Consider the following 14,251-nt stretch of genomic DNA (forward strand, 5'->3'; position numbering starts at 1 on the left):
GGAGGAAAGTGGATGCTTCTGACAAATCGGACCGGTGTGAAGAATACCCGGGATCTGCTGCGGGCCTTTGGCGGCCTGAACGAGACCTACGGCTGCACCGAGGCTGAGTACAGCGGGGGAATGAATTTTTCGGCCCGGGATTTCCCGGCCCTGAGCACTCGGCTGCCCCGCCGCAGGCTGCAGGAGCTGGCCGGGCTGAACGGGATGTATCACCTGAACGGTCTGCTGACCGTCTGCGGGCGGGACCTGGTTTATACCCCGGACGAGGCCCCGGCCCAGCCCGTCACCGTGAAAAATGCCGTGGCAGACAGCCGCAAGACGATGGTGGGCATCGGAACAAAGATCCTGATCTTCCCGGACAAGGTGGCGTTCGATACGGCCGACGGCAGTGCGGCTCCGCTGGGTGCTGCCTGGGAGGCGGGAAGCCTGAGCGTGAGCTTTGCACCCTGTGATGCTTCGGGGAATACCTACGAGGTGAAGGACAAGGGCACGAAGGAGCCGGAACACCCGCAGGACGGCCAGCTGTTTCTGAAGCTGAACGAGCCGGACAAGCCCTATTCCGCAGAGAATACGCTGGAGGTGTACAGCGAGGCTTCGGGCAACTGGACGGTGATCCCGCTGGACTACTGCCTTGTGACCGCTGAGGGCATCGGGGCGGAGTTCCGGGTGTGGGATACTGTGACCCTGACCGGTACGGGGGCTGAACAGGCAGGCCAGTGGGCCGGGCTGGACGGCGACCGCATCGTGTACGGTGTGACCGAGACCACCCTGCGCCTGCGGGCTGACCCGGGCGGCGAACACTTTTACGGCAGGCTTGTCCACAATGGCGGCAGTGCTGTCTGGGTGAGCATGGACGGCACACAGCGGGAAGAGTATTTCCCGGCGGAGGGTGTGAAGGTGGAGCGCCGGGTGCCCGATCTTGAGTACCTGACCGAATGCGACAACCGGGTGTGGGGCTGTTCCAGCAGCGAGAATGTCATCTACGCCTGCAAGCTGGGCGACCCCACCAACTGGTTCTCCTACCGGGGCATCGCGGCAGACAGCTATGCCGTGACCGTGGGCAGCGACGGCCCCTTTACCGGGGCGGCCACCTGCATGGGCTATGCGCTGTTCTTCAAGGAAAACACCCTGCACAAGCTCTACGGCTCCAAGCCCTCGGATTTCCAGCTCAGCTCCCTGCGCTGCCGGGGCGTGGCCAGAAACGCGGCCCGCAGTCTCTGCGTGCTGAACGAGACGCTGTACTATCTCTCCTCCGACGGCGTAATGGCGTGGGACGGCAGCATCCCGGCCAAGGTGTCGGCGGCGCTGGATGCCGGGCGGCTTGCCAATGTGAAGCAGGCTGTGGGCGGTGCGCTGGATGGCCGGTATTATCTGCATGTCAGCCGGGAAAACGAGGTGCGTCTGCTGGTCTATGATACCGAGCGGGGCCTCTGGCACGAGGAGAATGTCTGCTCCTTTGAGATGGCCAGCACCGGCGGGCAGCTCTATCTCTGGGATGGCCGGGCGCTCTGGGCCGCTGATCCCAGCCGGGAAGCGGCAGGGCAGAGAAGCGAGGGAACGGAACAGGGCGTGGAGTTTGCCCTGACCACCGGAGATCTGGGGTTGGACAGCCCCGAGGAGCGGTACCTTTCCCGGCTGACGCTGCGGCTGGATGCCGCCTGCAGGAGCCGGGTGACTGTGGAAGTGAGCTATGACGGCGGCCCCTGGGAGACCGCCGCTGCCCTGACAGTGGAGGGCCCGCGCCGCAATTGTGATCTGCACCTTGTGCCCCGGCGGTGCGCCTCGCTCCGGCTGCGGCTGTGGGGCTATGGGCAGATCACCCTGCGGAGCCTGGCCAAGACCTTCAGCGGGGCAAAGGGAAACTGGATGGAACTGGAGGGATGAACCATGGCAAGCATTGCGGGCCTGGGCAAGATCGGCCTGCCCAGGCTGAGTGAGAATATGGACCCGGAGGATGCCCGGGCCCTGCGGAATTATCTGTACCAGATGCAGGAGCAATTGCAGTATGTGCTCTGCAATCTGGACACCGAGAATTTCTCGGAGGAGCTGCGGGGCAGGCTTTCCGGCAGTTTGGGAAAGGAGGAGACATGAGCGAGAAAAAGAAGCAGGAGTACACCACAGGCGGACTGAAAAACCGGCAGGATGTGGAAAACGCGCTGGCTTCGGCAGAGTACCGGCCCTCGCAGGAGGTGACGGACGCGGCCAGCGACCTGAAGCAGTGGCAGGCCAACCGCCCCGGCGATTACGAGAGCGCCTATCAGGGCCGCATTGACGGCCTGATGGAGGATCTGCTGGACCGGAAGGAATTCAGTTACAGCTATGGTGCCGACCCACTGTACCGCCAGTACGCCCAGCTGTACACCCAGAATGCCCAGAACGCCAGTGCCGACGCGGCGGCGCAGGCCGCTGCCCTGACCGGTGGCTATGGTTCCAGCTACGCGGCCAGTGCGGCCCGGCAGGCATACCAGCAGCAGATCGGCGCGTTGAGCGAGGCCATCCCCACGCTGTACCGGCTGGCGCTGGATACCTACCAGAGCGGCGGCGATGCCTTGGTGGAGCAGATCGACCAGCTGAACGGGCAGGAGCAGAATGCCCAGCAGAAGTATGAGCGGGAGCTGGCGGATTACTACACCCAGCTGGAACAAAAGGGCAATGCCTACAACACGGCTTACACCCAGGATTACGGGCGCTATCAGGATTATCTGGGCCAGTTGGACAGCCTGTACGGTTACTACGCGGCACAGGAACAGCAGGAGGCGGCCCGCCGCCAGCAGGGATTCAACAATGTGATGACCGTGCTGGGCCTTCTGGGCGATGCGGCCCAGCTGGCCATTACCGGCACCACGGGTCTGGGCAGCATGGCAGGCAGCCTGCTGAACACCGGGTACAACATCTATGCAGGCAACCGCGCCTATGAAGCCGAACGGGCCGACACGGCATGGAAGCAGAAAATGCAGGAGCAGCTGCGGCAGGATGAGCTGGCACAGCAGCAGTACAAAAACGAGCAGGCACAGCAGGAATATCAGGACAAACTCCGCCAGCAGCAGGTCAGCAATGCCCTTGCGGCAGAGCGGCTGGACCTGAGCAAGAGCCAGTGGGCAGCCAAGCAGGAAAAGGCCAGCCGGACTGCCGAAAAAGCCAGCGCCGATGCAGCGGCGAAGCGCGGCAGCCTGACGGGTGACACCGGCCTGAAGGTGGGCAAAAGCGGCGTTTCCAGCGGCGGCACCGTGCCGTACAGCGCGGCGAGGATGCGCAGTCAGGGCCGCAGTGATACGGCCATCCGCACCCAGCTGCTCAAGGAGGGATACTCCAGCAGCGAGGTCAGGGAAATCATGCGGCAGCTGAACAGCTGAAAAAAGGGGAGGGCAACCGTGAAGGTGCTCTCCCCTTTGTGCTATGCCCGGACATCCCGTTTTTTCAGCAGGAGCCATGCCAGAAGGAACATTGTCCCCAGCCAGAAGATGCAGCTGAAGGCAAACAGCCCGTAGCTGCCAGCCAGAGCATCCGCACTTCTGTTGGAGTTCATACCCAGCTGCATCAGGGAATAGGGCCACAACAGCCCATGCCCCTTGGAGCTGATAAAGATGCCGGTAATGCCGCCCAGCAGCCCCAGAAAAATGGGCACAGCAAAGCTGCGGATGACCATGGCCAGCACCAGCTGTGCGGCAATGACAGCCAACGCACCCAACAGTCCCCGCAGTAAAAACAGAGGTAAGGTGACCGGCGGCAGCCCGGGCAGATGGGCAAATACCTTGCCGCAGAACACGAACAGCGCAAACACAAAGCCGTGGGTCAGAAGCGCCAGCTTTGTCACCACCGCAAACTTTGCTGCAAACAGGTCCAGCGGCGGTACGGGGCTTGCCATGATCAGGTTCCAGTTGTGCCCCAGATGTTCCAGCCGCCACAAGTAGGCAGCATAGGTGGCTACCATGGCAGGGAAGAAGAGCATGGAATAAAACAGGGTGTGCTGGGTCCACAGGCTATACCAGCCGTCGGTGAGGATCTCAAGATTTTGTAAATAATTGAAGGTGCCGTAGGTGGCCGAAAGAATGGGCAGCACAAAGAACATTGCCCAGATGGGGGATGCGTGGAGTTTGCGGTTCTCCGCAAGAATACAGCGTTTCAGCATGGTTTTATACCTCCTCGTCCTGTACCTTGCGCCACGCAAGGGCAAACAGCACAGCGCCCAGCGCAAGGGTGAAGGCCAGCAGCACCCAGTTGAAGGGGCGGGTGCCGTAGGTGACGGTGTGGGTGGCCTTGTCCCAGTTCGCCACTTCGTAGGCGCTCAGAGGGATGTAGTACCCAAAGGGTACAAAATAACTGGCAAGCGGCGGCATAAAAGCAGAGAACAGCCCCACCAGCGCCCCTACAATGCCCACGCAGAGCGTCGGCAGGGGATTGCCCATCCACAGCATCAGCAGAAATTCTCCAAAGAAGAGCATTGTGTCCACCGCCAGCGTGCAGACGAACAGGTAGACCAGCTGCCCAGTGGGAAAGGCTTCGGTATAACCATGGACACGCCCCAGCACCGGAACACAGGCCAGCTCCAGCACCGTGACCAACAGCACTTCCAGCACCCCAAAGACAGCTTTGCCTGCAAACAGGCTGCTGCGGCTCTGCAGGGTGTAGAGCAGCTTTGTGGTGTTGCCTTTGATCTCCATATCCCACAGCCGGGAGGCCAGCACTGCCATCATCACCGGCATCAGAATGGCTTCAATGACGGGCAGGCTGTAAAGCAGGGCGCTGTAACCGTTGGCAAGCTCCTCCGGGTCTGCCGGGGCAAGGCCGCCCACCCACAGCACGACAATGCCGGGGATGAGCAGGCAGAGAGCAAGGTCGTGCCGACGGTGGGCTTTTTGCAGTTCTGCACGGAAAGCTGCCATCTTACGCCACCTCCCCGCTGGTCTGGGTCAGGCTGAGGAAGATATCCTCAAGGCTCTTCGTCTGGGCCGTCAGGCCAACCACACCCACGCCGCTTTCGGCAAGGGTACAGACCAGTGCCGCCAGCGCTTCGTCCGGCAGCGGGGGCAGCTGCAGGGTGGCCGGCTGGTCTGCCGGTGCAGCGGCTTTTACCCCCTGCTGCTGCAGAACGGCTGCGGCTTTGGGTGCGTCCAGCACCCGCAGCAGAATGCCGCCCCGGCTGTGCTTTTGCAGTTGCTGCAGAGAACCCTCGAACAGCAGTCTGCCGTGGTTCAGGATGCCCACCTGATCCACCATCTGCTCGATCTCGCCCAGCAGGTGGCTGGAGATCAGCACGGTGGCTCCGGTGGTCTGGGGCATGGAAGCAATCAGACTGCGCATCTCCTGAATGCCTGCCGGGTCCAGACCGTTGGTGGGTTCATCTAAAATCAGCAGTTTGGGGCTGCCCAGCAGCGCCATGGCAATGCCCAGCCGCTGCTTCATGCCAAGAGAATACTGACCCACCTTCCGGTCAGCGTCCTTGGTCAGGTGCACGATCTCCAGCACCCGGCTGATGTCCTTCCGGTCCACGTCTTTCAGGTCAGCCACGATGGAAAGGTTTTCCCGGGCAGTCAGGTGCAGGTAACCGGAGGGGGATTCAATCAGACTGCCGGTCTGCCGCAGCAGGGCAATGCGGTTTGCTTCGTTCAGGGTGTGCCCCAGCAGTTCCACACTGCCGCCGGTGGGGTGTACAAGCCCCAGCAGCATCTTCATGGTGGTGGATTTGCCCGCACCGTTGGGGCCTAAAAATCCGTAAACACAGCCCTCCGGGACAGTCAGGTCCAAATGATCCACCACCGGGCGGCCATGGTAGCTTTTGCAAAGGGCATGGGTCTCAATCACAGGTTTCATAAATGGTCTCCTTTCGCATTCATGGATTTCGGAACGATGCCAGAATACATCCGCTGCCTTAAACTGACCGGAAGCGCAGCTTAATTTACCCTTAAATTTGCAGGTGTTTTCCGCTGCGGCGCAAAAAGTGTGGTATAGTAAAGGCGGGAAAGGAGAACTGCCCTTATGGATACCATTTATGATGCAAAGCTTCTTATTGTGGATGACAACGCCGAACTGCTGGCACTGCTGTGTGAGCAGCTGCGGGGCGCAGGATATGGCCATATCAGAACTGCCCAAAGCTGCGCCGCTGCCCGCGCCTGTTTTGCGGCAGAGCAGCCGGAGCTGATGATCTTGGATATCAACCTGCCGGATGGGGATGGATTTTCGCTGTTCCGGGCGCTGCGGGCAAAAGCGGATGTCCCGGCACTGTTCCTCTCCGCACGGGACGCGGATGCCGACCGTCTGTTCGGGCTGGGTCTTGGCGCAGATGACTACCTGACCAAGCCTTTTCTGATGCAGGAACTGCTGCTGCGGGTGCAGCATATTTTGCAGCGGGCGTACCGGGCAGAGTTGTCCCGTACAAAACCGGCACCTTTGCAGCTGGGGGAGCGGTGCGTAGACCTGAATGATGCCATTGTTACCCTGCCAGAGGGCAAAACACTGGCGCTGACTGCCACCGAGCTGGCGCTGCTGCGGAAATTGGCAGAGAACCGGGGACACATCGTTACCTACGATGCCCTTTGTGCGGCGGTCTGGGGCGCAGATTACTATGGCTACGAGAACAGTCTGGGGGTACATATCCGGCATCTGCGGGAGAAGCTGGAAGCCGAACCCGGTGCGCCGCAGTTTCTGCGGACGGTGCGGGGCATTGGCTATAAGCTGACAAAGGGGGAAGAAGCATGAAAACCTTTGTGCGCCTGATCCGGCGGTATGTGCTGGCGGCGGTGGGCATCGTTCTGCTGCTGTTGTTTTCCGGTGTTGCGGTGCTGGGCTGGCTGGGCTGGCAGGAGAGCTGCCGCCTGCCGCAGCGGGAGTATTCCTCCAGCGAGATCGCGGATTCCATGGTGGAGACCGCCGAAGGGCTTGCCTTTGGGGCAGAACGCACCCCGCAGGTGTGGATGAACGGCTACGCGTGGGCGATGGTGCTGGACGATGTGGGAAACATCCGCTGGAGCTACGGCCTGCCGCAGGATCTGAACCATGCCTACACTCCCGGCGATATCGCCAAATTTTCCCGCTGGTATCTGGCGGATTACCCGGTGTTCTGCTGGACAGAACCCTACGGACTGTTCGTCATCGGGCTGCCAAAGGGGAGCCTGTGGAAGTACAGCATTTACAGCTCACCGGACTTTGCCCTGAGCATGGTGCGGGTGCTCCCGGCAGCAGCGCTGGGAATGCTGCTGCTGGGTCTGGCGCTCTGCTTCTGGCTGAGCTGGCGGGGGGCAAAGCGGCTGGAGACCGTGGCAAACGGTCTGGATGCACTGGCGCAGGGGCAGACCGTCCAGCTGCCTACCGACGGCTTTGCCGGGGAACTGGCAGAAAAGCTGAACCAGACCGGGGCGCAGCTGCAAGCCAAAAATGAGATGCTTTCCCGGCGGGACAACGCCCGCACCCAGTGGATCGCAGGGGTCAGCCATGACGTGCGCACCCCGCTGGCGCTGATCTTAGGCTGGGCGGAGCAGCTGGAACAGGACGCACTTTTGCCGGACAGCTCCCGGCAGAAAGCGGCCGGCATCCGCACCCAGTGCGAAAAGCTGCGCACCCTCATTGATGACCTGAACCTGACCAGTAAGCTGGAATACGGTGCCCAACCCCTGCGCCGGAAAGACCTCCGGGCAGGGCCGCTGTTCCGGCAGCTGGTGGCGCAGTTCTGCGAAAGCCCGCTGGCAGAGCGCTGCGGGATCACACTGGAACAGGAAGAACCGGCAGAGCAGACGGTGCTTTCGGTGGATGAGGCGCTGCTGGCACGGCTGCTGGAAAACCTGATGAACAACAGCGTCCGGCATAACCCAAAGCCGGTGAACATTACCGTGCACACCCGGCGGGCAGGGGAGCGCTTCTGCCTGACCGTAGCGGATGACGGCATCGGCTATCCGGCTGCCGTTCTGGCGGCGCTGAACGCTGCGGAGCCTGCCGAAAATGCGCCCCATATTCTTGGCCTGTATGTAGTGCAGCAGATCGCCGCCGCCCATGGCGGCAGGGCAGTGTTCGGACAGAACATTCCCCACGGTGCCAAAGCGGTGGTGTACCTGCCGCTGGGCTGAAAATTGATCGGAATCCTTGCTTTTCCCGGCCGGATTTCTTATACTTTGGACAAAGAAGTCTTTTTTGGTGCAAAACACAGGAGGAATCATGGCTGAAATTTCAAGTCTGCTGACATTGCAGGGCCAGCTTGCGCTGCTGACCCTCATTGGCTTTTTTCTGGCCCGCAAGGGCATCATCAATGCGCAGGGACGCAAGTGCCTGACCGACCTGCTCATCAATGTCATCCTGCCCGCGAACATCATCCAGTCGTTTCTGGTGGAGTTCAGCTGGGATGTGCTGAAGAGCAGTGCATCGATCCTTGTGATCTCGCTGGCGCTGCAGATCGGCTGTGTGGTGCTGTGTGCCCTGGGCTACAACTGGCTGCCCTTTGCAAGGCGGAGCGTTTACCAGTATGGCACGGTCTGCTCCAACGGTGCGTTTCTGGGCAACGCACTGGTGGACGGCATCTGGGGCAGCAGCGGCCTGCTGCTCAGCTCCATCTACCTCATCCCTCAGCGTGTGGCAATGTGGTCGGTGGGCGTGAGCTACTTTCTGCAGGACGAAAAGCCCGATTCCAAAGAGGAGATGCGGGCAGAGCGCAGGGCCGTGCTGCGGAAAACATTCACCCACCCCTGCATCCTGGCGGTCGTGGTGGGCATGGTGCTGATGGCCTCTCAGCTGCCGCTGCCCGGCTTTTTGGGCCGCACTGTCAAGAGCCTGAGCAATTGCAACATGGGTGTTTCCATGATCCTGATCGGTGCCATCATCGGCAGCAGCCGGATGGGCAAACTCTGGGATAAGGACTGCTTCCTCTACTGCCTCATCCGGCTGGGGCTCATCCCGGCGGCGGTGCTGCTGGGCTGCAGGCTCTGCGGCGCGGAGAGCCTTGTGACCGGTGTTTCCGTGGTATTGGCCGCCATGCCCATGGGCGGCGTGACCGCCGTTCTGGCGGAAAAGTACGGCGGGGATTCCGCCTTTGCCAGCAAGTGCGTGGCGGTCTCCACGGTGCTCTCCCTCATCACCACACCGCTGTGGTGCATGGTCGTGTAAGGGTGGGGCTGACCGCTGCGCCCGCAGCGGAATGCGAAAAACACCTTGTCAATGGCAATCATGGCCGAAGAATCACGGTTCTTTTTGTCCAATCGGCGAATAGCCTTTGCCGCCGGATGGTGATACAATAGGCAAGGTGTTGCGCGGCGGTGCCGCAGAATGCCGTAACATGACAAAAATAAGGAGAGCGCGTGGAAAATGGAACCATTTTATCTGATGCCCGGGCAGGAACGCTGTGAACAGTTTAAGGATGCGAACGGTGTGCCCAAAGTCCGCTACTCCTATTGTTCGCTGAACGGGGCGCTGTTCCGCTGTGTGAGCCGCAGCGTGGAAGAAGCCGAGCGCCTGTGCGAGGACTGGCTGGTGGGTCAGGACCGCTGCTACATCAACTGAAAAATGCACCCTCTGCTCCTTTGCGGAATAAGCTGTAAGAGAATCAGCTTATCGGCAAAGGAGTTTTTTTATATGATGAATGGCATCCTGCGTATCCAGACCTATCGGCCCCGGCAGTCGGCTCCGGTGGAGGGAGTGACTGTTGTGATCACCGGCAGCGACTTCACGGCTCACCGCATCACCGATGCCGAGGGCAATGCCGAGGATGTGGCCATCTGTGCCCCGGCCTGCGCCCTCTCGCTGGACGAGAACAACACCACGACCCTGCCCTATGCCGTGTGCAGCCTGACGGCCCGCAAGCCGGGCTACCGCACCGTCCGCATCCAGGGCATCCAGATCTTTGCCGGGCAGGTCACGCTGGCCCGGCCTGAGATGATCCCGGACACCGAGGAGGGAAAAGACATTGTCGACCCGCCTGTGATCATCCCCACCCACGCTCTGTTTGCGGGGAACGGCGGCAGCGGCCCGGCTCCCACCAATCCATGCACCGGCAGCCGGGTGCTGGACCGTGTCATCGTGCCCAAAAATATTACGGTCCATCTGGGCAGGCCCGCTGCCTCGGCCCGGAACGTGACGGTGTCCTTCCGGGATTATATCGCCAATGTGGCTTCCAGCGAGGTCTACCCCACTTGGCCCATTGAAGCGTTGAAAGCGAACATCCACTGCCAGATCTCGCTGGCGCTCAACCGTATTTACACCGAGTGGTATCCCAGCAAGGGCTACACCTTCAATATCACCAACTCCACCAGCTACGATCAGTATTACGTCCATGGCCGCACCGTGTTCGATGTGATGGTAAAGCTGACGGATGACATCTTCAACACCTACATCCGCAAGACCGGCACCGTGAATCCCTACTACTCCGAATACTGTGACGGAAAGTCCGTTACCTGCCCGGGGCTCAAGCAGTGGGGTACGGTCACGCTGGCAAATCAGGGCCGCAATGCCCTGAGCATCCTCAAGTACTATTACGGCAGCGATATCGAGATCGTCCGCACCAGCAACATCCAGTCCATCCCCAGAAGCTATCCGGGTTCCCCCCTCCGGCAGGGAGACCGGGGCACGGCGGTGTTCACCCTGCAGCGGCAGCTGAACCGCATCACCAAGGATTACCCCTTCCTTGGCCTGCTGACCGTGGACGGGATCTTTGGCAGCAGGATGACCGAGACCGTGAAGAGATTCCAGAAGCAGTTCAACCTGACCGCTGACGGCGTGGTGGGGCGGCAGACCTGGTATAAGATCAGCTATATCTATGTTTCGGTGAAAGACCTTGCAGAGCTGACCAGCGAGGGAGAAACGGCCGCAGGCACCCTCTCGGACGGCACCTGGGGCGGCACCGTCCTGCGCGTCGGCTCTTCCGGCAGCGCTGTGGAGCAGCTGCAGTTCTGGCTGAACACTCTGGCCCAGTACGAGAGCAGCATCCCCTCCGTGACAGTGGATGGCGTGTATGGCAGCGGTACCGCCAGTGCTGTCCGGGCTTTCCAGCGAAGATACGGCCTGTCTGTGGACGGTGTGGTGGGCCGCGCCACCTGGACAGAACTCTACAATCAGTTCCGCAGCATCCAGTCCGACAACGGCAGGCCCAACGCCTACCCGGGCACAGCCCTGCGGCAAGGCAGCAGCGGGCAGAACGTCCGGCTGGTGCAGTTCTGGCTCAAGATCGCCCGCACGGTGTATCCCAGCCTGAACACCCTGACCGTAGATGGAAAATTCGGCGCAGGCACGGCGGCGGCAGTGCGGAGATTCCAGAGCTACTTCGGCCTGACCAGTGACGGCGTGGTGGGCCGCACGACCTGGAACAAGCTGTATGAGGTCTACAACGATATCGCCAACCGGCTGCTCACAGCCAGCCTGCGCCCCGGCGAGTATCCGGGCATTTTGCGCCAGGGCAGCACCGGAACGGCAGTGCGGGAGCTGCAGTTCTACCTCTACCTGATGAGCGCTTACGAGAGCAGCATCCCCGTGGTTTCCATCGACGGCAGCTTCGGTGCGGCGACCGAGAACGCCGTGCGGGCCTACCAGCGCTTTGCGAAGCTGACGGTGGACGGTGTAGTAGGGCGCACGACCTGGAATTCTCTCTACGGCAAAGCCAGCATCCTGCGGGTGTCCGGCCCGGTGGTCACGCTGAAGCGCCTGCCTTACCCGGGCACGCCGCTGGCAGTGGGGGCCACAGGGGACGCGGTGCTCTACTACAACCTCCTTTTGCAGCGCATTGCCTACTATTTCGACAGCGTGGAAAGCCCGCCCCTGTCTGACCGGTATACCGACGAGACGGCAGCCTCTACCCGCAGTGCGCAGGCCCTGCTGGATCTGCCTGAGACCGGAGTCGCGGATGCGGAGACCTGGACGGCGGTGGAGGCCCTGAGCCTGCAGCTGGCCGCCGTTTCCCCCAACCCTGACCGGGATGCCGGGCAGGCCGATGCTTACCCGGGCCGCGCCATGAAAGAGGGGAGCGTTGGCCCGGATGTGGGGCAGATCGAACAGTGGCTCAATGGACGCTGTATGCGGAACTGCGGCGAGGACTATGTGACCGAGAACTTCCGCTTCGGCCCGAAGGAAACAGAAGGGGTCCGGGCTGCACAGGAGCGGGCGGACCTGCTGGTGACGGGCACGGTGAACGAGGAGACCTGGGCCGCGCTCCGTGCCCAGAGCTGCGAATGCGAGGAGGGATGACGGATGGCACGGCTGCTGATCTACGATGCCTATGAGAACAAGGTGTACACCTACAACAGCCTGAACGAAAACGACCCGATGCCTTACAGCACCGAGCGCACCCTGACACTGCGGGAGTTCCGGGGCAAATCGGGGAGCCCGGTGCTCTGGACGACCATCGCCGCCATGGAGGCCTGGAACCTGACCCGCCGCAAGTACGGCAAGGGCATCCCGGTGGGGTATGCCTTCCGCCGCATCTGGGAGGGCGGTCACGGCACCCGCAGCCAGCATTACGCCGGCGTGGCCTTTGATGTGGGCCAGAGCCTGACCCAGAGCCAGCGCACAGCCATCTATAGGGCCGCCCGGTCCACCGGAGCATGGGGCTATGTGGAGCCCCTGAGCCAGACCCCCACCTGGGTGCACTTTGACCGCCGCTACGGCACCCCGGCCTGCAGCGGCACCACAGCGGGCTACCCCACCCTGCGGCGTGGGAGCCGGGGCTGCTATGTGATGATCCTGCAGGACGCGCTTTCCACACTGGGGTACCAGACCGGCAGCCGCATCGACGGCCTGTTCGGCACCCGCACCGAGGAAGCCCTGAGAGGCTACCAGCGCCGCACCAGCCTGACGGTGGACGGCGTGTGTGGCTGCAACAGCTGGAAAAAGATCACGACAGCAGTGCTCGGCATCGGCAGAACAAAAACGACGATTGACTAAAAACAACCCTCTCCGTCATTGCGAAGTAATGACGGAGAGGGTTGTTTCTGTTATCTTCTATGGATCTTTCGGTTCGGTCTGCGCCCGTTCCACAGGTTGATGAACACCCACAGGCCGTAGACCGCCAAAGTGAGCAGGGAGAGGACGATGACCACCTTGAGATACAGGCTGTGGAAGAAGGCTTGCACCTTGGAGACCGTGAAAAGCAATGCGTTCTGGTGGACATCCTGCCCGGCAATGAGGTTCACCACGCCGATGGTCTCGCCTGCCAGCTTGAGCTCCACAGTGCCCACCACGTCGCCCTGCTGGATGGGGGCCGTGGCGTAATCGGGCAGGTGGAAATATTTCTGCGTCACCGAGCCATCCCCCGTGGAGGGCAGCAGGGTCATCATGCTGTCGGCGGGGTAGAGCTGCAGGGTGTCGGTATCGGAGGAGTATTTGACCGGGATCTCCGCCAGCGCCTGGTCGGTGTCCAGCGCGGCCTGGATGGAAAAGCTCTCGAACACCCAGTCGATGAGCTTGGTGGTCTCGCACAGCGCCGGGCGGCGGTTGGAATAGCCGTAATCATCGCAGGTGTCGGGGCTTTGCATGATGCAGAAGATGTAGGTGGCCCCGTCCTTGTTGGCCCACGAGACATAGCTCTGATCGCCGCTGTCGTTCTTGTAGGCCATCACGTCGCACATGCCGCCCTGCATGGCGCTGCGGTAGAACCTGCCGCCGCTGGTCTTGTTCAGGGCCACGTTCTGGCTCAGCAGCACAAAGCTCTTGGCGTGCTTTTCCTTGGCCGGCATCGTGAAGGTGGGGGCGGCGGAGATCTCCTTGAAGGCATCAAAACTCATCAGGTAGCGCAGGATCAGGTACATATCCACGGCGGTGGTGGTGTTGCCGCTGTCCAGCCCGCAGGCATCAGTCCAGGTGCTGTTGGTGGTGCCGATGCGCTGGGAGAGGGTGTTCATCTGGCTCACCCAGCCCGCCAGGTCGCCGCCCGAGAGCTCGTAGGCCAGACCCATGGCGGCCTCATTGGCGTTGCGCGTCACCATGGCGTAAAGGGCTTCCCGGTAGGTAAAGGTCTCGCCCGAGCGCATGTCGGCATTGTCGGTGCTGTGGACATAGTCCGAGATGGCAAAGGGCATCGTGAACGTGCTGTCCAGCTGGTCGGCATAGTTGGTCAGCACCAGCGCAATGGTCATATACTTCGTCAGGCCCCCGGCGGACACCTGTTTCTCGCTGTCTTTTTCATAGACGATGATGTTGGTGTCGGTGTTCACGATATAGGCGCTCTGGGCCTTGACATCGTAGACCGTGCTGGGGTCAAACATGGCTCCGGCTGTCACGGCAAGGCAGCTGAACAGGACGGCAAGGGACAAAAGCAGTGCAAAAATACGTTTCATGTGGACAATTC

At 61.4% G+C, this 14,251-nt stretch carries 13 protein-coding genes; 9 read left to right on the forward strand and 4 right to left on the reverse strand.

Annotated elements, in window-relative coordinates:
• Positions 1–12 precede the first annotated feature (12 nt).
• From J3351_RS01615 to J3351_RS01625, 3 genes are read left to right on the forward strand one after another with little or no spacing between them, the layout of a single operon-like run.
• Positions 13–1,884 (forward strand): hypothetical protein, encoded by a 1,872-nt coding sequence (locus J3351_RS01615; protein WP_207696965.1) that lies wholly within the window; start codon positions 13–15, stop codon positions 1,882–1,884.
• A 3-nt stretch (positions 1,885–1,887) separates the two neighbouring features.
• Complete coding sequence (locus tag J3351_RS01620) at positions 1,888–2,091, forward strand: hypothetical protein (protein ID WP_005931258.1); 204 nt, start codon at positions 1,888–1,890, stop codon at positions 2,089–2,091.
• Entirely contained in the window at positions 2,088–3,353 is a 1,266-nt protein-coding gene (locus J3351_RS01625) for a cell envelope biogenesis protein TolA (RefSeq protein ID WP_097786513.1), read from the forward strand. The genes J3351_RS01620 and J3351_RS01625 overlap by 4 nt, the downstream gene beginning before the upstream one ends.
• Before the next feature lie 41 nt (positions 3,354–3,394).
• Here the strand turns inward: J3351_RS01625 and J3351_RS01630 are convergent, their stop codons facing one another.
• The 3 genes from J3351_RS01630 to J3351_RS01640 are packed head-to-tail and all read right to left on the reverse strand — an operon-like array spanning position 3,395 to position 5,811.
• Positions 3,395–4,129: an ABC transporter permease gene (locus J3351_RS01630; RefSeq protein WP_207696966.1), complete on the reverse strand. Its 735-nt coding sequence runs from the start codon at positions 4,127–4,129 to the stop codon at positions 3,395–3,397.
• Between the two features lie 4 nt (positions 4,130–4,133).
• On the reverse strand, positions 4,134–4,883 hold the full coding sequence (locus J3351_RS01635; protein WP_207696967.1) for an ABC transporter permease: 750 nt from the start codon (positions 4,881–4,883) through the stop codon (positions 4,134–4,136).
• A gap of 1 nt (position 4,884) precedes the next feature.
• Positions 4,885–5,811, reverse strand: coding sequence for an ABC transporter ATP-binding protein (locus J3351_RS01640; protein ID WP_207696968.1), 927 nt, complete (start codon positions 5,809–5,811; stop codon positions 4,885–4,887).
• Positions 5,812–5,976: 165 nt separating this feature from the next.
• On the opposite strand from J3351_RS01640, the gene J3351_RS01645 reads away from it, so the two are divergent.
• The 6 genes from J3351_RS01645 (at position 5,977) to J3351_RS01670 (ending at position 12,849) form a co-directional block, all read left to right on the forward strand.
• Complete coding sequence (locus J3351_RS01645) at positions 5,977–6,696, forward strand: response regulator transcription factor (RefSeq protein WP_113621247.1); 720 nt, start codon at positions 5,977–5,979, stop codon at positions 6,694–6,696.
• Entirely contained in the window at positions 6,693–8,057 is a 1,365-nt protein-coding gene (locus tag J3351_RS01650; protein ID WP_207696969.1) for a sensor histidine kinase KdpD, read from the forward strand. Before J3351_RS01645 ends, J3351_RS01650 begins: the two co-directional genes overlap by 4 nt.
• An 88-nt stretch (positions 8,058–8,145) precedes the next feature.
• Positions 8,146–9,087, forward strand: a complete 942-nt coding sequence (locus J3351_RS01655) for an AEC family transporter (RefSeq protein ID WP_207696970.1) — start codon at positions 8,146–8,148, stop codon at positions 9,085–9,087.
• A gap of 198 nt (positions 9,088–9,285) precedes the next feature.
• A complete protein-coding gene (locus tag J3351_RS01660; protein ID WP_005931230.1) occupies positions 9,286–9,480 on the forward strand; it encodes a DUF3873 family protein in 195 nt (64 codons plus the stop codon).
• Positions 9,481–9,552: 72 nt separating this feature from the next.
• Positions 9,553–12,153, forward strand: a complete 2,601-nt coding sequence (locus J3351_RS01665) for a peptidoglycan-binding protein (protein ID WP_207696971.1) — start codon at positions 9,553–9,555, stop codon at positions 12,151–12,153.
• 3 nt (positions 12,154–12,156) lie between these two features.
• Positions 12,157–12,849 carry a peptidoglycan-binding protein gene (locus tag J3351_RS01670; protein WP_117476002.1) on the forward strand — a complete coding sequence of 231 codons (693 nt, stop codon included), beginning with the start codon at positions 12,157–12,159 and terminating at the stop codon, positions 12,847–12,849.
• 50 nt (positions 12,850–12,899) lie between these two features.
• Here the strand turns inward: J3351_RS01670 and J3351_RS01675 are convergent, their stop codons facing one another.
• Positions 12,900–14,240, reverse strand: a complete 1,341-nt coding sequence (locus tag J3351_RS01675; protein WP_207696972.1) for a D-alanyl-D-alanine carboxypeptidase family protein — start codon at positions 14,238–14,240, stop codon at positions 12,900–12,902.
• Positions 14,241–14,251: the final 11 nt, after the last annotated feature.

The sequence above is a fragment of the Faecalibacterium sp. Marseille-Q0746 genome (assembly GCF_017377595.1).
In the GTDB taxonomy this organism is placed as follows: Bacteria; Bacillota; Clostridia; order Oscillospirales; family Ruminococcaceae; genus Faecalibacterium; species Faecalibacterium duncaniae.

Coding starts and splice junctions, on each gene's coding strand:
- J3351_RS01615 (WP_207696965.1), top strand. CDS start 13: ATGCTTCTGACAAATCGGACCGGTGTGAAGAATACCCGGGATCTGCTG.
- J3351_RS01625 (WP_097786513.1), top strand. CDS start 2,088: ATGAGCGAGAAAAAGAAGCAGGAGTACACCACAGGCGGACTGAAAAAC.
- J3351_RS01655 (WP_207696970.1), top strand. CDS start 8,146: ATGGCTGAAATTTCAAGTCTGCTGACATTGCAGGGCCAGCTTGCGCTG.
- J3351_RS01675 (WP_207696972.1), bottom strand. CDS start 14,240: ATGAAACGTATTTTTGCACTGCTTTTGTCCCTTGCCGTCCTGTTCAGC.
- J3351_RS01630 (WP_207696966.1), bottom strand. CDS start 4,129: ATGCTGAAACGCTGTATTCTTGCGGAGAACCGCAAACTCCACGCATCC.
- J3351_RS01645 (WP_113621247.1), top strand. CDS start 5,977: ATGGATACCATTTATGATGCAAAGCTTCTTATTGTGGATGACAACGCC.
- J3351_RS01660 (WP_005931230.1), top strand. CDS start 9,286: ATGGAACCATTTTATCTGATGCCCGGGCAGGAACGCTGTGAACAGTTT.
- J3351_RS01640 (WP_207696968.1), bottom strand. CDS start 5,811: ATGAAACCTGTGATTGAGACCCATGCCCTTTGCAAAAGCTACCATGGC.
- J3351_RS01635 (WP_207696967.1), bottom strand. CDS start 4,883: ATGGCAGCTTTCCGTGCAGAACTGCAAAAAGCCCACCGTCGGCACGAC.
- J3351_RS01665 (WP_207696971.1), top strand. CDS start 9,553: ATGATGAATGGCATCCTGCGTATCCAGACCTATCGGCCCCGGCAGTCG.
- J3351_RS01650 (WP_207696969.1), top strand. CDS start 6,693: ATGAAAACCTTTGTGCGCCTGATCCGGCGGTATGTGCTGGCGGCGGTG.
- J3351_RS01620 (WP_005931258.1), top strand. CDS start 1,888: ATGGCAAGCATTGCGGGCCTGGGCAAGATCGGCCTGCCCAGGCTGAGT.
- J3351_RS01670 (WP_117476002.1), top strand. CDS start 12,157: ATGGCACGGCTGCTGATCTACGATGCCTATGAGAACAAGGTGTACACC.